A 19,514-nucleotide genomic window follows, 5' to 3' on the forward strand; every position below is an offset into this window, starting at 1 on the left:
GCCCCAGCGCGCCCGTGCGCTACGGCAGGTGGCAGCGCACCAGTGCCTGCTCGATGGGCTCGCCCGTCCGCCGGGCGTACACCATGCGCTCGCGCACCTCCCGGACGGTGCGCGGACGGTAGCCGGGGGTTCCGCGCCAGGTCTGGTGGAACCGGATGCCGGCGTGCAGGAGGACCGACAAGGTGCGCCAGCCGGCGGTGTCGCGCCGCCGGGGCGCGGCGAACGCGGAGCCCACGTGAATCAGCGGCTCGGCGCAGCGCGGGCAGCGCCGCTCGTGGCCGAAGGGGAACGACTGCTTGTAGGACGCGCGGCAGGGCAGGCAGACGAAGGAGGTTTTTCCGTGGGACACGGCGGTCAGTGTACGGGCCGACTCGGGCGGGTTCGACCGAATTCCGGCCGCCCGGGCGGCGTGCCGGTAGAGACTCCAACAGGCCGACCGGACAACGGAGTTACCAGGTGAAGGGCGAGACCGCCGCGCCGAGCCGGGTGGCGGTCAGCGAGTGGCGCAGGCGGCGGTAGACGGCGTCGTCGAAGTGGCCGGCCCGGGGGTGCAGGACGGTGGCGGCGGACAGCGCCACCGCGTCCGGGAGGATCGCGGACCAGGCGGCGTTGCCGGACAGGCCGGCGGCGAGCGCCGCCACGGCGGAGTCGCCCGCGCCGGTGGGGTTGCCGGCGACGGTGGCGGGCGGGGCGCAGCGCCATGCGCCGTGGGCGTCGACGGCGAGCAGCCCGTCGGGGCCGAGCGAGGCGAGGACGGATTCGGCGCCGCGGCGGAGCAGGGTCCGGGCGGCGTCGTGCGGGTCGGGCAGGCCGGTGGCGGCGGTGAGTTCGGCGGCGTTCGGCTTGATCGCGGTGGGGTGGGCGGGCAGTGCGGCGAGCAGCGCGGGGCCGTCCGCGTCGAGCACCACGGGGATGCCGAACCCGCGCCCGAGGGTGACGAGTCGGGCGTAGCCGTCGGCGGGGGCGCCGGGCGGGAGGCTGCCGGAGAGGACCAGGGCGGTGGCCTCGGGGAGGTGCCGTTCGGTCTCGGCGAGCAGGGCGTCCCACTCGGCGGCGGCGAGCGCCGGGCCGGGCTCGTTGAACATGGTGGCGTCGGCGGTGTCGACCACGGCGACGGTGCGGCGGGTGTCGCCGGCGATCGGGACGGCGGCGTGGTCGAGCCCGGCGGCGGCGAGTTCGGCGCGCACCGCCTCGCCGGTGGGCCCGCCGAGCGGGAGGACGCAGCGGGCGGGGCGGCCGAGCGCGGTGAGCACCCGGGCCACGTTGACGCCCTTGCCGCCGGCCTGGGCGGCGATCCCGGTGACCCGGTGGCTGGTGTGCGGGCGGAAGTGGGGGACGGTGTAGGTGACGTCCAGCGCCGGGTTGGGTGTGACGGTGAGGATCACGACGGACGCCCCCAGGAGATTGCGTGACTGATCGAAGCTGCTTGATCATAGCGAGATTCGCGCAGCTTCGATCAATTCGGCCGGGTTACTTGAGCAGCCGGGACAGTCGACGGTCGGCCAGCACTCGTCCGCCGGTCTGGCAGGTCGGGCAGTACTGGAGCGAGGAGTCGGCGAAGTTCACCGAGCGCACGGTGTCCCCGCACACCGGGCAGCTCTCGCCGGCCCGGCCGTGCACCGCCAGGTCGGCCTTCTTCTCGGATTTCAGCCCGCCGATCGGCACTGCCCGCAACTGCTCCAGCGCGCCGCCCAGTTCACGCGCGATCGCGGTGTGCAGCCGGCCCAGCCGCTCGGCGTCCAGGGAGGCCGCCGGTGCGTACGGGGAGAGCCTGGCGGTGTGCAGGATCTCGTCGGAGTAGGCGTTGCCGATCCCGGCCAGCACGGTCTGGTCGGTGAGGAAGGTCTTCAGCCGCTGCCGGGCCCCGGAGGCCAGGGCGGCCAGCTGCTCGGGGGTGGCGGCGAGCGCGTCGACGCCCAGCCGGGCGATGCCCGGAACCTGCTGAGGGTCCGTCACCACGTAGGCGGCGAGCCGCTTGGTGGTGCCCTGTTCGGTGAGGTCGAAGCCGCTGCCGTCGTCCAGCACCAGCCGCAGCGCGAGCGGGCCGCGCCTGCTCGGCGGCTTGGCGGGGAAGGACTCGCGAGGGTGCACCCAGCCGGCCCGGGCCAGGTGCACCACCAGGTGCGGGCCGCCGTCGGTGGCCAGGTCGAGGAACTTGCCGTGCCGCGACACCCCGCTGACGGCCCGTCCGGCGAGCGCCTGCACCGGCGGGTCGACGGTCTTCAGCGCGGGGATCGACAGCACGTCCACCCGCGCCAGGACACGTCCGGCGCAGGCGGCGGTCATCCGCTCGGCGAGCGCCTGCACTTCGGGGAGTTCGGGCACCCGTCCAGTCTCGCCCGGCCCCGAGCGGGCGGGCCACCGGGGCGGGCCACCGGAGCGGGCTGCCGGGGCGGTGGTGGACGGGCGGCGGCAGCACGCTAAGTTGTCTGTACAAGTTGGGGACGGGTCGGGGAGCTGTCGGAGGGAGAGCCGGATGAGCCAGAACGCCGTGCCGTACGTGGTGCTGGCGGCCGCGCTGCTGCATGCCGTGTGGAACGCGCTGGTGCACGGGGTGCGCGACCGGTTGGCCGGGGTGGCGCTGATGAACGTGGTGTTCGTGGCCTTCGGCGCGCTGTTCGCGCTGTTCGTGCCGCTGCCCGGGGCCCGCGCCGTGCCGTACCTGCTGGCCTCGACCGCCCTGCAGGTGGGGTACCAGCTGCTGCTGGCCCGGGCCTACCGGCTCGGCGACTTCGGCCAGATGTACCCGATCGCCCGCGGCACCTCCCCGGCGGTGGTCGCCCTGCTGGCCGCGACCGTCCTGCACCACCCGCTCCCCGCCGGGCAGGTGGTCGCCGTCGCGGTGATCTCGCTCGGCCTGGCCGGGCTCGCCCTGGTCGGCGGGTGGCCGCGCCGTGACCAACTCCCGGCGCTGGCCGCCGCGCTCGGCACCGGCGTGCTGATCGCCGGCTACACCGTGGTGGACGGGAGCGGGGTGCGCGCCGCGGCCTCCACCGGCGGCTACATCGCCTGGATGTTCCTCCTCCAGGGCCTGGGCGTCCTCGCCGCCGTACTCGCCACCCGCGGCCGCACCCTGCTGCCCGCCCTGCGCGAGGGCCGCGCCGCCGCGACGGCCGGCGGCCTGATGTCGCTCACCGCGTACGGCCTGGTGGTGTGGGCCCAGACGGTCGGCGACCTGCCGACCATCGCCGCGCTGCGCGAGACGTCCATCGTGATCGCCGCCCTGATCGGCACCCTGGTCCTGCGCGAACGCCTCGGCGCCCTGCGACTGGCCGCCAGCGCGACCGTGCTGACGGGGATCGCCCTGCTGGAATTCGCCCACTGACGGGGCATCGGCTCTGCTAGCCTCCGGCGCATTCACACGCACCCGGGGGGATCGACGATGGACCGGCCGACCGCACCAGCCAATCCGAAGGAGCCCGCGCTCGGCTTCCAGTGGGCGATGGCGCTCGTCGTGCTCTGCACGCTGGGGTTGGTCGTGGCCGTCCAGCGCGGGGGAGCGTCCCCGGAGGTCAGGAGCCTGCTCAGGTTCGCCGGTGGGCTGTTCACCGTGGTGGCCTCGGTGGTCGGCGCGGTGTGGGCGCGCAGGTGCTGGCACAACGCCGAGGTGCTCGCGCCCGGCAGCCAGCCGTTCCGGCTGGGCTGGACCACCGCGGGCTGGCTGATCCCGGTGCTCAACGTCTGGATGCGCCGGCGGATCCTGCTGGGCCTGTGGCGGACCTCCGGCGTGACGGGCGCCCCGCTGCCGGTGCACCTGGTCGCCGCCGTGGACGCGCTGTCCATCGCCACGAACCTGCTGCCCACCGGCTGGGCGACGGGGGCCACCAGGTGGGCGGTCCTGGCGGTGGCGCTCGCCTGGGCGGTGCTGTTCGTAGTGACGATCCGCCGGATCACGGCCCGTCAGTCGGCCGTTCTCGACGTCCCGCAGACGGACTCCTGGGAGGCCGCCGTCGAGGCCGACCGGGCGAGGCAGGCAGCCACGTGACCCCCCGGGGCGCGTCCGAGGCCCGGCGCCGCCGGACCTCCCGGGCGGCCGCGACCTCGCCCCGGCTGCCGCCCGGTCAGCCCAGCGACGCCAGTGCGGCGGCCAACCGGTGTGCGGCGTCCGTCAGTTGGGCGTGGCTCTCGGCTCCGGCGAAGCTCACCCGCACTCGCGGGGACGGTTCCGCGGTGAAGTAGCCCCGGCCGGGGGAGAGCGCGACGCCGTGGCGCAACGCGGCGGCGGTGAACGCGGCCGGGTCGACGTGGACGGGCAGCGGCAGCCACAGGTGGAAGCCGCCGTACGGGAGCCGGGCGGGCAGCAGGTCGGGGGCGCGGTGGGCCAGCGCGGTGGCGAAAAGCTGCCGGCGGTCCGTCAACTCCCGTGACAGCGACCGCAGATGGCGCGGCCAGTCGGGGGAGGTGACGAGTTCCAGCGTGGCCTCCTGGAGCGGGCGCGGGACGAAGAACGAGTCCACCGCCTGGACGGCGCGCAGCCGGGCCAGCGCCGGACCGCGGGCCACCAGCGCGGCCACCCGCAGGCTGGGCGAGGCCGCCTTGGTGAGCGAGCGCAGGTGCACCACGGTGCCGTCCGGGTCGTCGGCGGCCAGCGGCGGCGGCAGCTCCGGGGCGTCGGTATGGGCCAGCAGCCGGGCGAAGTCGTCCTCCACCACGAACGCCCCGGCGCGTTTCGCCGCCGCCAGTACGGCCCTTCGGCGCTCGGCGGCGAGCACCGTGCCGGTCGGGTTCTGGAACAGCGGCTGGCAGACGAACAGCCGCGCCCCCGACACCGCGAACGCCTCGGCCAACTGCTCGGGACGCACCCCGTCCCCGTCCACCGGAACCGGCACCGGGCGCAGCCCCGCGGTCCGGGCGACCGCCAACAGGCCCGGATAGGTGGGGGATTCGACCAGGACCGGGGCCCCGGGCGGGGCCAGTGAACGCAGCGCCGTGGTGAGCGCGCTCTGGCCGCCGGCCGTGATCAGCACCTCGGCCGCCGTGACTCCGCCGCCCACCTCGCGGGCGAACCAGCCGCGCAACTCCGGCAGCCCGTCCAGCGGGGGCCGGCCCCACACGCCGGGGCGGCGGCCCGCCCGGGCCAGCGCACCGGCCAGCGCCCGTTCCGGCAGCAGCGACGGATGCGGGTAGCCGCTGTTCAGGTCGATCACCTCCGGCGGCGCCAGCGCCAGCGCCGTCAGCACCCCCGACGCGTCCACCGCCCGGGCCGGCGGCGCACCCGCCTCCGCGCTCAGCGCCACCTCCTGCCAGGAGAAGTCGCCCTGCGCGGCCGCCGCCGGGCGCGGTTCGGCCCGGAACACCCCCGCACCCGGACGCGTCACCACCACGCCCTCCGCGACCAGCTCGCGGATCGCCCGGGACACCGACACCGGACTGACCCGGTAGCGCTCCACCAACTCCCTGCTACTGGGAATCCGCTCGCCCGGTGAGTAGCGCAACACCGTGCTGCGCAGCGCAACCGTCAGCTCCTGCACGGTCATGGACAGACCTTCCGATCACCTCGGGCCGACTGCTACCGTCCTGTATGTCGGAACAGAATAGCGCTACTGCCCAGCGGTCAGTAGCGGTCACCGGAACCGTCCAGGCCGCCCTGGGCTCGCTCTGCTTCTCCTTCACCTTCCCCGCCACCCGCTGGGCGCTGGACGGCTTCGGCCCGTGGACGCTCACCGGACTGCGCGGCACCCTGGCCGCGCTGCTCGCCGCGGCCTGCCTGCTCGCGGCCGGGGCCCGGACACCGCCGCGCTCCGCCTGGCCGGGGCTGGCCGCCGTCGCCGCCGGGTGCGTGATCGGCTTCCCGATGTTCTCGACGCTCGCCCTGCAGACCTCCTCCACCGCGCACTCCGCCGTGGTGATCGGCCTGCTGCCGCTCGGCACCGCCGCGGCCGCCGCCCTGCGCTCCGGCTCCCGCCCACCGCGCCCGTTCTGGCTCGCCGCGCTGGCCGGAGCGGCCGTGGTGCTCGCCTTCACCGTCCAGCAGAGCCACGGCGCGGTTTTCACCACCGCCGACCTCTACCTCTTCGCGGGCCTGCTGATCTGCGTCCTCGGCTACGCGGAGGGCGGCCGGCTGGCCCGCACCATGCCTGGCTGGCAGGTGATCGCCTGGGGCCTGGTCGCGGCCCTGCCCGTCATGGCCGCCACCGCCGCGTTCGGGCCGACCGTCGAATCCGTCCACTGGACCTGGCGCGGCGTCACCGGCCTCGGCTACCTGGGCGTGGTCTCGCAGTTCGCCGGCTACGTGGTCTGGTACCGCGGCATGGCCGCCATCGGCATCCCGCGGGCCAGTCAACTCCAGCTGGCCCAGCCCCTGGTGACGATCTGCTGGGCCGTCCTGCTGCTCGCCGAACCCCTCCCTGCCGCGGCCGTCCCGACCGCCCTCGCGGTGGTCGCCTGCATCGTCGTCACCCAGCGGACGGGCGGCGGCCCGCGGAGCGGAGCGGGACGCCGGGCGCCTGCTCCGGAGACCGGTCAGATCCGCGACTTGCGTACCGAGTGCCAGGCGGCGCCCGCCAGTGCCCGGGTGGAGCGGGGGAGCGAGAGGTGCTCGTGATCGCGGTAGAGCGCCCAGTTGTACTGGATGAGGGAGAGCTTGTTCGAGGACAGCGATCCCGCGCGGTGCGCCCGGTACAGCGCCAGCGGCTCGGCCAGGCCGCGGGCCGGGGTGCCGTCGCGCATGATCGACAGCCACAGGGCGTAGTCCTGGCGCTTGCGCATCTCCGGCATCAGCCGGGTGCCGAGGGCGTTGCGGTCGTACATGGCGGTCAGCGCGCCGATCCAGTCCTGGGTCAGCATGGCGCGGTAGTCGACGTGCTCCCGGGCCTGGACGACCCGCCCGTTCGGGGTGAAGTCGGTGCCGTCGCCGTCGAAGTCGGCGTCCACCTTGTAGTACGAGGTGAATGTCAGGGGCGCGCCGGCGGTCGCCGCGAAGTCGAGCTGGCGTTCGAGCTTGGTCGGGAGCCACAGGTCGTCGCTGTCCAGGAAGGCGACGTAGTCGCCGTCCGCCCGCGCGATGGCCAGGTTGCGGGCCTTGGCGGCGCCGCCCTGCTCCGGGGCCGATCGCGGCGAGACGCGGTCGTCCTGCCGGGCGAACTCCATGAGCAGGTCCATCGAGTCGTCGGTGGACCCGTCGTCGGTGATCAGCAGCTCCACATCCGTGTGGGTCTGCGCGAGCACCGACCGGATCGACGCGCCGAGCGTGTCCGCCGAGTTGTGGACGGGCATGACGACAGACACCAACGGCACAGCGTTTCTCCTTGTTCGGCCAGGGGCGAGAAGTCAATTCAAGCACTCGAACGGGGGTGCGGTGCGCCGCCGACCCCGGCCCCGGCCCCGGACGCCCGCCCGGTACCTGCGGACGCCGAACGGCCGGCCCGCGCCGGGTCGCCGTCCGGGGTGGCCCGGACGGCGGCGGCGTTCGGCATGCGGAAGAATTCCAGGCCGTCGGACACGCAGGTCAGCCGGAGAGCACGCAGTACAGGTGCTGGTCGGCCTTCTTGGCGCGGCGGGCCAGCACGCCCAGCCGGTGGATCAGCTGGAGGAGCTCGGCGTTCGGCAGCGGCCGGAGCTCCTCGGCGCGGGCCCAGCGGGCGGCGAGTTCGGGCAGCCGCTTGCGCTCGACGGTGGCGAGGGCGTCACGGGTCTCGTCGGAGAGCTCCACCACCCAGGGACCGGTCATCCACGGGTTCTCCCGGTCGACCTCGGTGGCCTCCCCCTCCATCACCCAGGGCTGCGGCCCGGTGGGCCATATCGAGCGGTCCGGCGCCCCTCCGGGCTCGAACTCCTTGGTCTCCAGGGCGGCCACCAGCCGACGCAGCACGGTGGTCGGGTCGACCCGCTTCGCCCGCACGGATTCGAACGTCTCGGCGGGCTTCGCCGTCTTCTCGGCCATCACCGTCCGGACGGCCGTCTCGTCGGACGCCCGGAAGTAGTCGGTCTGCAGGTCAAGGTCCAGGTTCATGTCGCACGCTCCCCTCGCTCGGCAAGGTGCCCAGTGGACCACGCCGAACGGACGCTTGGGTACCGGGCCTCCGCTTCGCCGCCGTCCTGTGACCCGGCCGCCGTCCGACGCGCGGCGCCACCCGGGGGAGCGGGCCGCGCGACGCCCCGCACAAGACGCCGCGCAGCCCGTCCCGGTCAGTAGTTGCCGGGGATGTTCGCGGCCCGGCAGGCCTGTGCGAGCTGCGGGGTGCAGATCTCCTCGGCCTTGTACAGGCCGCCCGCGACGATGGTCTCGGCGACCTTCGCCTTGGTGACGACCACCGGGCTGAGCAGCATGGACGGTATCTGGTGGCCGCCCGAGTCGGTGATGGCGGAGGCCACCGAGGTGACGTCGATGCCCTTGACCAGGTAGACCGCCATGTTGGCGGCGGCCTCCGCCTCCGGCGCGTACGGCTTGTAGATGGTGTAGGCCTGGTCGCCGGTGAGGATGCGCCGGACGGCTTCCAGCGAGGCGTCCTGCCCGCCGACCGGGACGTCGGTGCGGCCGGCCTTGTGCAGTTCGTCGATGATCGCGCCGGCCATGCCGTCGTTCGCGGAGTAGACGGCCTGGAAGCCGTTCTTCCCGAGCTTGTTGATCGCCTCGTCGACCTTGGCCGCGGCCACCTCGGGCTTCCACTCGCCGGACTGCTCGTAGGCGACCCGCCTGACCTTGCTGTCCAGCGCGCGGTGGGCGCCGGCCTTGAAGTCGGCGGCGTTCGGGTCGGTCTCCGCGCCGTTGATCATCACGATGTCGGCGCTGGACGCCCGGTTGCCGAGCGCGTCCAGCAGGGCCTGGCCCTGGAGTTCGCCGGTGCGCTGGTTGTCGAAGGAGATGTACGCGGCGACGTCGCCGGCGGCCAGCCGGTCGTACGCGATGACCTTGGTGCCCTTCTTGGCGGCCGCTTCGATCCACGGCGCGGTGACGGCGGCGTTCACCGGGTCGAGCAGGATCACCCGGACGTTGCGGGCGAGCAGCGCGTCGAACTGCTGCTTCTGCGTCTTCTCGTCGCCGTCGGCGTTGGCGTAGTCGATGGTGCACTTGGTGCACAGGCCGCTGACGTTGCTCTCGATCAGCGGCTTGTCGAACGCCTCGTACCGGGTGGAGGAAGCGCGTTCGGGCAGCAGCAGGCCGATCGCCTGGTTGCCCGAGGACGGGCTCTTGCCGCTCCCGCAAGCGGCAAGCGACATCGTCATCGACACGGCGGCCGTGCCGATGACGAGTCGGCGCGTCATCGAATTCATGGTGGGTGGTGCCTCCCTGACAGCGCCGCGTCCCTGCGGCGAGAGTGAAGGGGAGTCAAGCCCACCCATCATGTGTCGTCAAGAAGTAAATCACTGCTCGGGGCACCTGAGGCAAGTCGTTACCTTCTTGAAGGCAGCCGGCCGCGCCGACTCATGTTCCGTTCAGCGCTCGTTGCGCGCCACCAGGAACACGCCGCCGACCACGATCGCGCCGCCGACCACGATCGGCCAGGTCAGAGACTCGGAGAGGAACAGCCAGCCGAGGAACACGGCCACCACCGGGTTGACGTACGCGTAGGTGGCGACCAGTGGCAGCGGTGCGCGCTGCAACAGCCAGGCATAAGACGTGAACGCGACGATGGAGCCGAACAGCACCAGATACCCCAGCGCCACCCAGGACGCCGTGGAGACCGCGGCCGGCTCGAAGGAGCCCGGCTCGCCCCGCAGGAACGACAGCACCAGCGCGCCCGCCGCGCCCGCCAGCATCTCGTACACGCTCGCCACGAACGGGTCGGCCGGCATCGGCAGCTTCCCCGCCAGCACCGAGCCGAGCGCCCACACCAGCGCGGCGGCCACCACCAGCAGCAGGCCGGACAGCCCCACCTGGCCGGTCAGGCCCGGCGCGGTCAGCACCGCCAGGCCCACCAGTCCGACCAGCACGCCCGCCAGCGTCGCCGGGCCGGTCCTGGTCCCGAACGCCCGGCGCAGCAGCACCACCCACAGCGGCACGCTCGCCACCAGCAGCGCCGCCAGCCCCGACGGGACGGTGCGCTCGGCCAGCACCACCATGCCGTTGCCGCCGACCAGCAGCAGCGCGCCCACCGCTGCGGCAGAGGCGAACTGACGCCACGTCACCCGCAGTGTCCGTATCCCGCGGCGGGCCGCCAGCCCCGCCGCCAGCAGCACCGCGGCGGCGGCGAAGCGCAGCGCGCCCGACAGCAGCGGCGGCATGGTCTCCACCACCACCCGGATCGCCAGATAGGTCGAGCCCCACACCACGTACACGATGCCGAGCGCCGCCCAGACCGCCGCGCCCAACCCGGCCGGGCGGGCCTCGGGGCCGGGATCGGCGGGCGGACAGTCGGGGTCGGCGGCGGACTGCGGGGAGGTCGCGGACATGGGCGTCTCCTTCTCTTGCTCATGACAGGGGTCCGGCGGAATGACACCACACTCCGCCCGCGTCCGGCAGGGCGTTTCGGTGGCCGATACCGGCAACGGCCGGATTCCGCACGCGGGCAGGGCCGACCGGATGAACCGGCGCACCACCGCACCCCCAACCGGCCCCACCGCCACCGCCGCAAGTGGTAGGCATGGGGGCGGCCGAGCGCAGCCGACCCGAGGAGCGGCCGCATGGCATGGTTCGCCGCCCCCGAGTACCGGCTCGCCCGCGAGCTGTTCCTGCGCCTGATCGCCCTCGTCTACCTGAGCGGATTCCTCGCCGCCGCACGCCAGTTCCGCGCCCTGCTGGGCAGCCGCGGCCTGCTCCCGATCCCGCGCTTCGTCGCCCGCGTCCCGTTCCGGCACGCCCCCAGCCTGTTCCACTGGCACTACAGCGACCGCCTCTACGCCGCCGTCGCCTGGACCGGCGCCGCGCTCGCCGCCGCACTGCTCGCCGGAGCCGCCGACCTGGTCCCGCTCGGCGCCGCGATGGCCCTGTGGGCCCTCGCCTGGGCGCTCTACCTGTCGATCGTCAACGTCGGGCAGACCTGGTACGCCTTCGGGTGGGAATCCCTGCTGCTCGAAGCCGGCGCCCTCGCCGTGTTCCTCGGCAACGCCGACACCGCGCCGCCCGTCCTCGGCATGTGGCTGCTGCGCTGGCTGCTGTTCCGCGTCGAGTTCGGCGCCGGACTGATCAAATGGCGGGGCGACGAATGCTGGCGCAAGCTCACCTGCCTCTACCACCACCACGAGACCCAGCCCATGCCCGGCCCGCTCAGCTGGTACTTCCACCACCTGCCCCGGCCCCTGCACAAGGCCGAGGCCGCAGCGAACCACTTCGTCCAACTCGTCGTCCCCTTCGGCCTGTTCCTCCCGCAGCCGATCGCCTCCGACGCCGCCCTGCTGATGATCGCCACCCAGCTGTGGCTGATCGCCTCCGGCAACTTCGCCTGGCTGAACTGGCTCACCGTCGCCCTCGCCCTCGGCGTCCTCGACACCGGCACCCTGCGCCGCGCCCTGCCGATCGCCCCCGACCCGCACTACCCCGCCCAACCCGCCTGGTACCAGGCCCTGGTGGCGGCCTACGCACTGCTGGTGGCGATCCGCTCCTGGCAGCCCGCGCGCAACCTGCTCTCCCCCCGGCAGCAGATGAACCGCTCCTTCGACCCGCTCCACCTGGTCAACACCTACGGCGCGTTCGGCTCCGTCAACCGGGTGCGGTACGAGATCGTCCTCGAAGGCACCCGGGACGCGACGGGGACCGACGGCTGGCAGGAGTACCAGTTCCGCGGCAAACCCGGCGAACTCCGGCGGCTGCCACGACAGTTCGCGCCCTACCACCTGCGCCTGGACTGGCTGATGTGGTTCGCCGCGATCTCCCCCTCCTACGCCCGCTCCTGGTTCCTGCCGCTCCTCGCCCGCCTCCTGGTCGGCGACCCCGACACACTGCGCCTGCTGCGCCACAACCCGTTCCCCGACACCCCGCCCGCCCTGGTCCGCGCCCGCCTCTACCGCTACCGCTTCACCACCGGCCCCGAACTGCGCGACACCGGCGCCTGGTGGCACCGCACCCCGCTGCGCGACTACCAGCGGCCCGTCGGCCTCCCCGAACTGGGACGGCTCGTCCCCGAAGCGCCCGGGGCCCGCCGGTGACGCCACTCAACTCCCGCCCGCCACCCGCCCGCCGCCGGGGAAAGGCGTACTGTCGGTGCCGATCCCTACCGTACGGACCACGCGAACGGGCCCCGGCCCGCCGCCACCGGTCCGGCGCGGCCCGGCAATTCACGGGGTCAGGTGCGTGCAAGCGTCGAACGCGCACCCGTATTCTGGCCTCCCGCGACACCACCGCCGCCGCAACCACCCCACCCGCATCCCTGCCCGCCACACGCCACGAACCGGACTTCACATGACAGTGCGCACCCTGAACGACGCCGACGACGCCGCGTCCGAGACCGCGTCCGAGACCGCGTCCGCGACGGACGGCGAGACCACTCAGAGCACCCGTGAGGAGCTCGGCCGGTTCGCCGACCAGGGCGGCTTCGCGCTCAACCACGAGACCAACCCCTGGCTGGAAGCCGCCGAGACCCTCACCGGCCCCGAGGACGCCCGCGCCGCGTCCACCGTCCTCGCCGAACTCCGCAGCCGCGACACCCGCGCCGTCGGCAAGGCCGCCAACGCCATCGCCGACAAGGCCGGCCTGCGCGTCCCCGACACCCTCGGCGGCCTCACCACCCTGCTCGACCTGCTCCAGCGCGTCCACGCCACCTCCGCCGTGCTGCGCACCGAGGCCTACCAGCACGACCTGGAGCAGCTCGCCGCCGCCACCGGCAACAGCGGCTACCGCAAGTACGAGGGCATCAAGCTCGGCTGGAACCGCCGCCGCCAGCTGCGCAGCCAGGCCCGCGGCCTCGTCCCCGCCGGCACCCGCGCCCCCAGCCGCGCCGAACTCCACGCCGCGCTGGTCGCCGCCGCCACCGCCCACCGCGACTGGCTGGCGCTCGCCGCCGACGCCGCGGCCGGCTCCTCGCGGCCGTCCGTGCCCGTGGACGGAGCACTGCTCACCGAGACCGCGAACGTGGTCGAGTCGCTGGCGGACGCGGTTCGCTCGCTCGTCCGCCTGCTCCCCGAGCGCGCCCTCGACTCCCTCCCGCTGGGGGAACTCGCGGACCTGGTCGACCGCCTGGCCGCCGACGAAGGCACCCTCTACCGCCTCTCCGCCCTCCGCCAGCTCCGCCAGGAACTCGCCGAGCAGGGGCTGACGGAGCTGCTGGAGGAACTGACGGAGCGTCAAGCCGACAAGGACGCTGCGCTGGCCGCCTACGACCGTCACCAGGCCGCCCGCGCGGCGCTGGCGGCGGGGCCGCGACAGGCTACGGACGAGACCTCTGTCGAGTTGGAGACGGGGGCGGAGGCCGAGGCCGAGGCCGTCGTTGAGGCGGCAGTCGAGGTCGAGGCCGAGGTCGAGGTCGAGGTTCCGGGCGAGGCTGTTGAGGAGCCCGAGGCTGAGCCGGCCGCCGCGACCGTGGTCGAGGTTGAGCCGGAGGCGGCTGCGGAGGTCGCCGAGCCGGTGGTCGAGTCGGAGCCGGTTGCCGAGCAGGCTGACGTCGAGGCCGAGGCCGCTGCGGAGCCTGAGGCGACTGCCGAGGTTGCTGAGCCCGTCGTCGGGTCGGAGCCGGCTGCCGAGCGGGTTGATGCCGAAGCTGAGGTCGCTGCGGAGCCTGAGGCTGCGGTCGAGCTGGAGCCGGTTGTGGAGGATGCCTCGGAGGTCGAGGCCGAGGCGGAGACCGCTGCGGAGTCGGAGTCGGAGCCGGTTGCCGAGGTTGAGCCGGAGGCGGCTGCGGAGGTCGCCGAGCCCGAGGCCGAGGCGGCTGTCGAGCAGGTTGATGCCGAGGCTGGGGTTGCCGTGGAGCCGGAGGCTGCGGCGGTGGTCGAGCTGGCCGCAGAGGTCGCGGAGGCTGAGGTCGTCGCTGAGCCCGAGACCGAGCAGGTTGACGCCGAGGCTGGGGTTGCCGTGGAGCCGGAGGCTGCGGCGGTGGTCGAGCTGGCCGCAGAGGTCGCGGAGGCCGAGGTCGTCGCTGAGCCCGAGACCGAGCAGGTTGACGCCGAGGCTGAGGTTGCCGTGGAGCCCCAGGCTGTGGCCGAGCTGGAGCCGGTCGCGGAGGTCGAGGTCGTCGCGGAGCCCGAGACCGAGACTGAGGCCGAGCCGATTGCTGAGGCCGAGGCTCCGGTTGAGCCGGAGACTGCCGTAGCGGACGTTGCCGAGCCGGTCGTTGAGGTCGAGTTGGAGCCCGCCGTCGTGGTTGAGGCCGCTCTGGCTGCGGAGGTCGAGGAGTCGGCTGCCGAGGTTGCTCCCGAGCCCGAGCCCGAGTCGGTTGTTGAGGCTATCGCCGAGGCCGAGGCTGAGCCGGTCGCTGAGCCCGTTGCTGAGCCCGAGCCCGAGTCGGTTGTTGAGGCTATCGCCGAGGCCGAGGCTGAGCCCGTTGCCGAGCCGGTCGCCGAGGTCGTTGCCGAGGCTGTCGCCGAGTCCGAGTCCGAGTCCGAGTCCGAGCCGGTTGCCGAGGCCGTTGCAGACTCGCGGCCGGTCAAGCCGGAGTTGACCCCCGGCAAGCCGATCACCGGCTACTCCGCCGAGGAACTGGTCGCGCTGGTGGCGTGGTTCGACGCGGATGGGACCAAGCGCAGTGATGACGAGCTGCTGCGGGCGGCGATGAAGGAGCTCGGGTTCGCCCGGCTCGGGCCGCGGATCAAGGAGGCGCTGGGGGCCGCCGTGGCCGCCGTGCGGAGCTGACAGAGCGCCAAGTGCCCGTCCCGTGCCCGTCGTTGTGCGATTTCGTGCAGCGGCGGGCACGGTCGTGAGTGGGGGAGGGGCTAGAGGCCGGCCCGGCGGAGCCGGTTCTCGGCTCGGGCAACCGTGAGTGTGGTGGGCGTGTCGTACGGGGTGCCGATCATGGAAGCGGGCAGGGGAACGGACGGTCAGGGCGATGGCGGAGACGGCGGCGGGTGCGGCGATCGCGTCCACGGAGCACAGCCCGGTGGCGGGCGTGGTGCCGTGGGGGGTGGCGGCGGGCGTGCTCGGGTGGGGGCTCGCGGGCGGTTGGCGTGCGGCGCAGGTGGCCAACTACCCCTGGAATGTGTGGACTCCGATTGGGTACGGCGCCGTGAAGGGAGTGTTCCTCGGTGCGCTGGCCGGCTGGTGCGCCGCGCTGGCCCTCCGATCGGGCAGGGCCGCCGAGTCGCGCCCGCTCGGCCGGACGGCCGTTGCCGCTCTGCTGGGAGGCCTCGCGCCGGGGACCGTCCGCGACTTCCTGGGGGCGCCGTAGCCCAGGACCCTCTACCACTTCGACGGACCCCGGCCCGATGCGGAGTGGTACTGGACGCCGCTGCTCACCGAGTGGTTGACGTACACGGTGCTGCCCGCGCTCGGCTGTGCGCTGCTCGTCGCCGTCGGCGCGCGGGTGTCGGCACGGTTCTCGGCGCCGAGGGCCCTGAACTGGGCGGTCCTGGCGCTGACCGGCGTGGCGCTCTTCGTCCTGCCGTCCGTGGCGAGCGCCGGGCTGCCCGCCCCGGAGGGGAACGGTCGGCACGTCGACGAGTCGGCGTACGCCGAGCTGGTCGTCGCGCTGGGCGTGCTGGCGGTCGCGCTCGTCTCGGCGCTGCGGCTGTGGAGTTCGAAGAGCCGTCGGGCCGTCAGCGGTGGTGGTCGGCGAGAGCCGTGATGCGGGCGGCGAGTGGGGCGAGGGTCGGGTCCTGGCGGGTGGCGGCGGCGGTGAGGCGGTGGAGGTCGAGATAGGGGTCTCCGGTGGTGCGGTGGGGGAGGCCGAGGCGGGCGAAGGCGCGGGCGATCAGGCCGTGTGCGGTGGCGGGGCGGTGGCGGGCCAGGGCCTTGACGGCGGCGACGGCGTTGGCGAGGGCGCTGGCGGGGCGGGACCATTCGGTGTCGTTCGCGCGGGCCGACGGGTTCTCGGCGTCGTAGTCGGGGTCGTCGGCGACGGACGCGGCGCGGACGTCCAGGTCGAGCCGCCAGAACAGGGGGACGCCGGAGAAGCGGACGAAGAGCAGCCGGCGGCGGTCGGAGTGCAGGAAGTCCGGGTCGCTGCGGACCTGTTCGACGGGGCGGACGCGGGCGAGCGCGGCCGCCCCGCTGGACAGGCAGGACGGGAAGGCGGCGTCGGGCACCACCCAGCGCACGTCGATGTCGCTGAACTTGTCGGCGGTGCCGGCCGCCAGTGAGCCGAGCAGGTGGGTGGACGAGCCGTGGCAGCACTGTTCGAGGGCGGTGCGGACGGCGGCGGCCAGGGCGTCACGCGTCATGCGCCGATGTCCTCCTGCCAGAGGTCGGGGTGGGCGGCGACGAAGTCCGTCATCAGGCGTGCGCACTCCGGGTCGTCCAGCAGGGTGATTCCGGTGCCGTGCTCGGCCAGCCAGCCGTGGCCGCCGGTGAAGGTGGCGGACTCGCCGATCACCACCTGGCCGATCCCGAACTGCCGTACCAGGCCCGAGCAGTACCAGCATGGGGAGAGGGTGGTGACCATCACCGTGTCCCGGTACTCGCGCAGGCGGCCGGCGGCGCGGAACGCGGCGGTCTCGGCGTGCATGGACGGATCGCCGTCCTGGACGCGCCGGTTGTGGCCGCGCCCGAGCAACTCCCCGTCCACGCCGAACAGCGCCGCCCCGATCGGGATGCCGCCCTCGGCCAGCCCGAGCCGCGCCTCCGCCACCGCGACCGTCAGCCACTCCCGTGCCTGCTCGGTCGAGACCGTCACCTGACCGCCCATCGGCCACCTCCTCCGTCCAGGCCCGGTGTACCCGCTCGCGTGCACACCCACCGCGACCAGGCCGCACTTAGCTCGATCGAGTGTTCGGAGTGGCTTGACCGTAACCTGAGTTGACGGGATGTCAGGGGTGGTTCACAGGCCGAGGATGCGGACCAGTCGCTCGGGGAGCCGGTCGTCGACGGGCAGGCCGGTGACGAGTTGGCGGTAGAAGACCGCTCCGGCCAGGGCGTCCATGAAGAGTTCGACGTCGGTGTCGGCGGGCAGGTCGCCGCGGTCGATGCCGCGCCGGACCACCGCGGCGCAGTTCGCCCGGCGCTCGGTGAGGAACGCGGACCGGAAGGCCTCCAGGGCGCCGGGGCGGCCGGCCAGGTCGGCGATCAGGGCCGGCATGGTGGCGCCGGCGGGGGTGGCGGTGTAGTTGGCGATGGTGCCGCGCAGCCAGACGGTCAGGTCGTCGCGGGTGCTGCCGGTGTCCGGCACCGGGCCGGTGTCCATCCGGGAGGCGAGGGCGTCCGCCACCAGCGCCGCCTTGTCCGGCCACCAGCGGTAGAGCGTGCTCTTGTGCACGCCCGAGGTGCCGGCCACCCCTTCGACGGTCAGCCGCGCGTACCCGGCCTCGCCGAGCAGCGCGAGCGTGGCGTCCAGCACCCGCTCGCGGCTGCGGGGCCCCTTGGGCGACGGGGGAGGGGAGGAGGGGGCGGAGGGCGGTGGGGTGGTCATGATCCTCACTCTGCCATAATGCGACGCGACGTCGCGTCGCATTTGGAGGATTGATGCGCTTCGCAGTCTTTGCCGGATCCGCCACCGGCCACCGCCCCGAACACGCCGCCCTGGCCACCACGCTCGGCACCACCCTGGCCCGCCGAGGCATCGGCATCGTCTACGGAGGGGGCAAGGTCGGCCTGATGGGCGCACTGGCCGACGCCGCGCTCGCCGCCAGCGGCGAGGTGATCGGCGTGATGCCGAAGGCCCTGGTGGACAAGGAGATCGCCCACCGCGGCCTGACCCGCCTGGAGGTCGTGGACGACATGCACCGGCGCAAGGCCGCGATGGCCGCGGCCGCCGACGCGTTCATCGCGCTCCCCGGCGGCACCGGCACCCTGGAAGAGCTGTTCGAGGCCTGGACCTGGCAGCAGCTCGGCCTCCACACCAAGCCCGTCGCACTGCTCGGCCCGCCCGGCTTCTGGCAGCCGCTCACCGACCTCGCCGATCATCTCGTCGACACCGGCTTCGTCCGCCCCGCCCTCCGGAACCTGATATCCGCGACCGACCCGGACACCCTTCTCGACGCCCTGGCGGGCTGGCAGCCGCCCACGCCCAAGTGGGAGACCCCGGAAACCCTGCTGGACTCCGTGGGCTGGATCTGCGTCCGCGACCAGCGCCTGCTGGCCGTCCGCACCCACGGCAAGGACGCCTTCTACCTCCCCGGCGGCAAGCTCGAACCCGGCGAGACCCCGGCCCAGGCACTGGCCCGGGAACTCGGCGAGGAACTCGGCCTGCGCTGCGCCCCCGAGGACCTCGCCCACGCCCACACGGTCGAGGCCCCCGCCCACGGCCGCCCCGGCGTCCGGCTGCGCATGCAGTGCTACACCGGACCGGTCGAGGGCACGCCCATCCCCGGCGCCGAGATCGCCGAACTCGCCTGGATCACCGCCGCCGACAGCGACCGGTGTGCGCCTGCCCTGCGGGAGCTGGTGGCGCGGCTCGACCTGGCGGGGTGACCCGGAGCCGCCCCGCCGCCCGGCCCGGCCGACCTGCTCAGCGCAGGACGGCTGCGAGCAGGTCGGTGCCGAGGGCGGTGGTGGCGGGCAGGTCGAGCGCGTGGTGGACGTAGCGGCCGCGGCGGCGGGCGGTGAGGAGGCCGGCCCGCCGGAGGACGGCGAGGTGGCGGGAGACCTCGGGCGGAGTGAGGTCCCAGGCGCGGGCGAGTTCGCCGGTGGTGTGCGGGCCGCGGGCCAGCGTGCGCACCAGCCGCAGGCGCACCGGGTGGGCGAGCGCGTCGAGGCGCAGTTGGACGGTGTCCAGCGGGAGCCCGTCGGCGGGCGCGCCGCCGGCCGCCGGGTACTGGACGACGGGCTGCCACCCCGGGGCGTGGACGGCGACCAGGTGGGGGTGGCCGAAGGCGCTGGGCAGGAAGGTGACGCCCGCGGGTCCGGCGGCGGTGGCGCTGTCCTGGAGCTTGTCGAGAACGAGGGAGCTGCCGTCGGCGGTGAGGGCGACCGCCGCGGACACTTCGGCGAGCGCGGCGGCCAGGCCCTGGCGGCGGCTCAGCTCGGCCTTGGCCCGGACGTCCTGGCCGAGCCGGGCGGCCAGGCCCGGCCACTCGGCGTCGAAGAACGCCTCCGCGCACTGCTCCAGGGTGTCCCGCACCCGGGCCCGGACGGCCTGCGGGTCGGACAGCAGGCGGGCGGCGAACGCCTCCTGCTGCGGGCCGTGGGCCTGGGCGCGGTCCAGTGCGGCGGTCCGGGCGTCCGGGTCGAACAGGGGCGAGGCGTCGGTGAAGGTCCGGCGGTTGGAGCCGCAGGTGGTGACCAGCGCGGCCCGGACGTACCGGTCGTCGTCGATCCGGTCGAGCTCGTCGAGTTCGGCGGCCAGGGTGGCCCGGGGGCGGGCGGGCACCAGGAAGTCGGCGCGGGAGGAGCGCCACAGGAACTCGGCCTCGTGCAGCCGGTCCGCGAGTTCCGGCCGCAGGCCCGCCCACACCCCGGCCGCCCACCCGGCGTACTGCGGGTGGTGCCCGGTCGAGGCCAGTACGTGCAGCATCGCGGCGAGTTCGGCGAGCGGAGAGACGGCGAAGCGGATCCGCTCCGGCGGCGTCCCGGTCAGGTCGATGCGCAGGGTCACCCGCCCATCCTCCCCGCCCGGCCG

Annotated in this window: 20 protein-coding genes; 8 read left to right on the forward strand and 12 right to left on the reverse strand. The window is 74.1% G+C overall.

The window, feature by feature from the left end; all coding sequences use genetic code 11:
• Window positions 1-19 precede the first annotated feature (19 nt).
• From ACIQF6_RS02595 to ACIQF6_RS02605, 3 genes are all read right to left on the reverse strand, one after another.
• Window positions 20-349, reverse strand: coding sequence for a deoxyxylulose-5-phosphate synthase (locus ACIQF6_RS02595; RefSeq protein WP_400889242.1), 330 nt, complete (start codon window positions 347-349; stop codon window positions 20-22).
• Between the two features lie 100 nt (window positions 350-449).
• The gene (locus ACIQF6_RS02600; RefSeq protein WP_400889245.1) at window positions 450-1,385 is read right to left on the reverse strand and encodes a 1-phosphofructokinase family hexose kinase; all 936 of its coding nucleotides are present in this window, start codon (window positions 1,383-1,385) and stop codon (window positions 450-452) included.
• Between the two features lie 85 nt (window positions 1,386-1,470).
• Window positions 1,471-2,325 carry an Fpg/Nei family DNA glycosylase gene (locus ACIQF6_RS02605; protein WP_400889248.1) on the reverse strand — a complete coding sequence of 285 codons (855 nt, stop codon included), beginning with the start codon at window positions 2,323-2,325 and terminating at the stop codon, window positions 1,471-1,473.
• Window positions 2,326-2,476: 151 nt separating this feature from the next.
• Here ACIQF6_RS02605 and ACIQF6_RS02610 point away from each other — a divergent pair, with 151 nt between their 5' ends.
• Both ACIQF6_RS02610 and ACIQF6_RS02615 read left to right on the forward strand, forming a co-directional pair.
• Window positions 2,477-3,325 (forward strand): EamA family transporter, encoded by an 849-nt coding sequence (locus tag ACIQF6_RS02610; RefSeq protein WP_400889251.1) that lies wholly within the window; start codon window positions 2,477-2,479, stop codon window positions 3,323-3,325.
• A 57-nt stretch (window positions 3,326-3,382) separates the two neighbouring features.
• On the forward strand, window positions 3,383-3,985 hold the full coding sequence (locus ACIQF6_RS02615; RefSeq protein ID WP_400889254.1) for a DUF4328 domain-containing protein: 603 nt from the start codon (window positions 3,383-3,385) through the stop codon (window positions 3,983-3,985).
• A 76-nt stretch (window positions 3,986-4,061) separates the two neighbouring features.
• Here ACIQF6_RS02615 and ACIQF6_RS02620 read toward each other — a convergent pair whose 3' ends face one another.
• Entirely contained in the window at window positions 4,062-5,477 is a 1,416-nt protein-coding gene (locus tag ACIQF6_RS02620) for a PLP-dependent aminotransferase family protein (RefSeq protein WP_400889257.1), read from the reverse strand.
• 44 nt (window positions 5,478-5,521) lie between these two features.
• Here ACIQF6_RS02620 and ACIQF6_RS02625 point away from each other — a divergent pair, with 44 nt between their 5' ends.
• The gene (locus ACIQF6_RS02625; protein ID WP_400889259.1) at window positions 5,522-6,544 is read left to right on the forward strand and encodes a DMT family transporter; all 1,023 of its coding nucleotides are present in this window, start codon (window positions 5,522-5,524) and stop codon (window positions 6,542-6,544) included.
• Here ACIQF6_RS02625 and ACIQF6_RS02630 read toward each other — a convergent pair.
• From ACIQF6_RS02630 to ACIQF6_RS02645, 4 genes are all read right to left on the reverse strand, one after another.
• Window positions 6,463-7,236, reverse strand: coding sequence for a glycosyltransferase family 2 protein (locus tag ACIQF6_RS02630; protein ID WP_400889262.1), 774 nt, complete (start codon window positions 7,234-7,236; stop codon window positions 6,463-6,465). The genes ACIQF6_RS02625 and ACIQF6_RS02630 overlap by 82 nt on opposite strands.
• Before the next feature lie 211 nt (window positions 7,237-7,447).
• Complete coding sequence (locus ACIQF6_RS02635; protein ID WP_400889265.1) at window positions 7,448-7,951, reverse strand: hypothetical protein; 504 nt, start codon at window positions 7,949-7,951, stop codon at window positions 7,448-7,450.
• 176 nt (window positions 7,952-8,127) lie between these two features.
• The gene (locus ACIQF6_RS02640; RefSeq protein ID WP_400889268.1) at window positions 8,128-9,213 is read right to left on the reverse strand and encodes a sugar ABC transporter substrate-binding protein; all 1,086 of its coding nucleotides are present in this window, start codon (window positions 9,211-9,213) and stop codon (window positions 8,128-8,130) included.
• A 162-nt stretch (window positions 9,214-9,375) separates the two neighbouring features.
• Window positions 9,376-10,332, reverse strand: a complete 957-nt coding sequence (locus tag ACIQF6_RS02645; protein ID WP_400889270.1) for an EamA family transporter — start codon at window positions 10,330-10,332, stop codon at window positions 9,376-9,378.
• 231 nt (window positions 10,333-10,563) lie between these two features.
• On the opposite strand from ACIQF6_RS02645, the gene ACIQF6_RS02650 reads away from it, so the two are divergent.
• From ACIQF6_RS02650 to ACIQF6_RS02665, 4 genes are all read left to right on the forward strand, one after another.
• Window positions 10,564-12,024 carry a lipase maturation factor family protein gene (locus ACIQF6_RS02650; RefSeq protein WP_400889273.1) on the forward strand — a complete coding sequence of 487 codons (1,461 nt, stop codon included), beginning with the start codon at window positions 10,564-10,566 and terminating at the stop codon, window positions 12,022-12,024.
• 253 nt (window positions 12,025-12,277) lie between these two features.
• Window positions 12,278-14,659: a hypothetical protein gene (locus ACIQF6_RS02655; protein ID WP_400889276.1), complete on the forward strand. Its 2,382-nt coding sequence runs from the start codon at window positions 12,278-12,280 to the stop codon at window positions 14,657-14,659.
• A 193-nt stretch (window positions 14,660-14,852) separates the two neighbouring features.
• A complete protein-coding gene (locus ACIQF6_RS02660; RefSeq protein ID WP_400889279.1) occupies window positions 14,853-15,191 on the forward strand; it encodes a hypothetical protein in 339 nt (112 codons plus the stop codon).
• A 75-nt stretch (window positions 15,192-15,266) separates the two neighbouring features.
• Window positions 15,267-15,587 (forward strand): hypothetical protein, encoded by a 321-nt coding sequence (locus ACIQF6_RS02665; protein WP_400889282.1) that lies wholly within the window; start codon window positions 15,267-15,269, stop codon window positions 15,585-15,587.
• Here ACIQF6_RS02665 and ACIQF6_RS02670 read toward each other — a convergent pair.
• From ACIQF6_RS02670 to ACIQF6_RS02680, 3 genes are all read right to left on the reverse strand, one after another.
• Entirely contained in the window at window positions 15,559-16,182 is a 624-nt protein-coding gene (locus tag ACIQF6_RS02670) for a hypothetical protein (protein ID WP_400889285.1), read from the reverse strand. The genes ACIQF6_RS02665 and ACIQF6_RS02670 overlap by 29 nt on opposite strands.
• On the reverse strand, window positions 16,179-16,646 hold the full coding sequence (locus ACIQF6_RS02675) for a nucleoside deaminase (protein WP_400889288.1): 468 nt from the start codon (window positions 16,644-16,646) through the stop codon (window positions 16,179-16,181). The genes ACIQF6_RS02670 and ACIQF6_RS02675 overlap by 4 nt, the downstream gene beginning before the upstream one ends.
• A 132-nt stretch (window positions 16,647-16,778) precedes the next feature.
• Window positions 16,779-17,366 (reverse strand): TetR/AcrR family transcriptional regulator C-terminal ligand-binding domain-containing protein, encoded by a 588-nt coding sequence (locus ACIQF6_RS02680; RefSeq protein WP_400889291.1) that lies wholly within the window; start codon window positions 17,364-17,366, stop codon window positions 16,779-16,781.
• Between the two features lie 53 nt (window positions 17,367-17,419).
• On the opposite strand from ACIQF6_RS02680, the gene ACIQF6_RS02685 reads away from it, so the two are divergent.
• On the forward strand, window positions 17,420-18,367 hold the full coding sequence (locus ACIQF6_RS02685; protein WP_400889294.1) for a TIGR00730 family Rossman fold protein: 948 nt from the start codon (window positions 17,420-17,422) through the stop codon (window positions 18,365-18,367).
• A gap of 37 nt (window positions 18,368-18,404) precedes the next feature.
• Here ACIQF6_RS02685 and ACIQF6_RS02690 read toward each other — a convergent pair whose 3' ends face one another.
• Window positions 18,405-19,490, reverse strand: coding sequence for a DUF5937 family protein (locus ACIQF6_RS02690; protein WP_400889296.1), 1,086 nt, complete (start codon window positions 19,488-19,490; stop codon window positions 18,405-18,407).
• Between the last annotated feature and the right edge of the window lie 24 nt (window positions 19,491-19,514).

This window comes from Kitasatospora sp. NPDC092948 (assembly GCF_044754805.1).
Classification (GTDB): Bacteria; Actinomycetota; Actinomycetes; order Streptomycetales; family Streptomycetaceae; genus Kitasatospora.

What these genes read in the sequence shown, in the direction of transcription:
- ACIQF6_RS02680 (WP_400889291.1), bottom strand. Translation starts at nt 17,366, where the DNA reads ATGACCACCCCACCGCCCTCCGCCCCCTCCTCCCCTCCCCCGTCGCCC.
- ACIQF6_RS02640 (WP_400889268.1), bottom strand. Translation starts at nt 9,213, where the DNA reads ATGAATTCGATGACGCGCCGACTCGTCATCGGCACGGCCGCCGTGTCG.
- ACIQF6_RS02625 (WP_400889259.1), top strand. Translation starts at nt 5,522, where the DNA reads ATGTCGGAACAGAATAGCGCTACTGCCCAGCGGTCAGTAGCGGTCACC.
- ACIQF6_RS02670 (WP_400889285.1), bottom strand. Translation starts at nt 16,182, where the DNA reads ATGACGCGTGACGCCCTGGCCGCCGCCGTCCGCACCGCCCTCGAACAG.
- ACIQF6_RS02620 (WP_400889257.1), bottom strand. Translation starts at nt 5,477, where the DNA reads ATGACCGTGCAGGAGCTGACGGTTGCGCTGCGCAGCACGGTGTTGCGC.
- ACIQF6_RS02610 (WP_400889251.1), top strand. Translation starts at nt 2,477, where the DNA reads ATGAGCCAGAACGCCGTGCCGTACGTGGTGCTGGCGGCCGCGCTGCTG.
- ACIQF6_RS02645 (WP_400889270.1), bottom strand. Translation starts at nt 10,332, where the DNA reads ATGTCCGCGACCTCCCCGCAGTCCGCCGCCGACCCCGACTGTCCGCCC.
- ACIQF6_RS02650 (WP_400889273.1), top strand. Translation starts at nt 10,564, where the DNA reads ATGGCATGGTTCGCCGCCCCCGAGTACCGGCTCGCCCGCGAGCTGTTC.
- ACIQF6_RS02660 (WP_400889279.1), top strand. Translation starts at nt 14,853, where the DNA reads ATGGCGGAGACGGCGGCGGGTGCGGCGATCGCGTCCACGGAGCACAGC.
- ACIQF6_RS02675 (WP_400889288.1), bottom strand. Translation starts at nt 16,646, where the DNA reads ATGGGCGGTCAGGTGACGGTCTCGACCGAGCAGGCACGGGAGTGGCTG.
- ACIQF6_RS02655 (WP_400889276.1), top strand. Translation starts at nt 12,278, where the DNA reads ATGACAGTGCGCACCCTGAACGACGCCGACGACGCCGCGTCCGAGACC.
- ACIQF6_RS02635 (WP_400889265.1), bottom strand. Translation starts at nt 7,951, where the DNA reads ATGAACCTGGACCTTGACCTGCAGACCGACTACTTCCGGGCGTCCGAC.
- ACIQF6_RS02615 (WP_400889254.1), top strand. Translation starts at nt 3,383, where the DNA reads ATGGACCGGCCGACCGCACCAGCCAATCCGAAGGAGCCCGCGCTCGGC.
- ACIQF6_RS02685 (WP_400889294.1), top strand. Translation starts at nt 17,420, where the DNA reads ATGCGCTTCGCAGTCTTTGCCGGATCCGCCACCGGCCACCGCCCCGAA.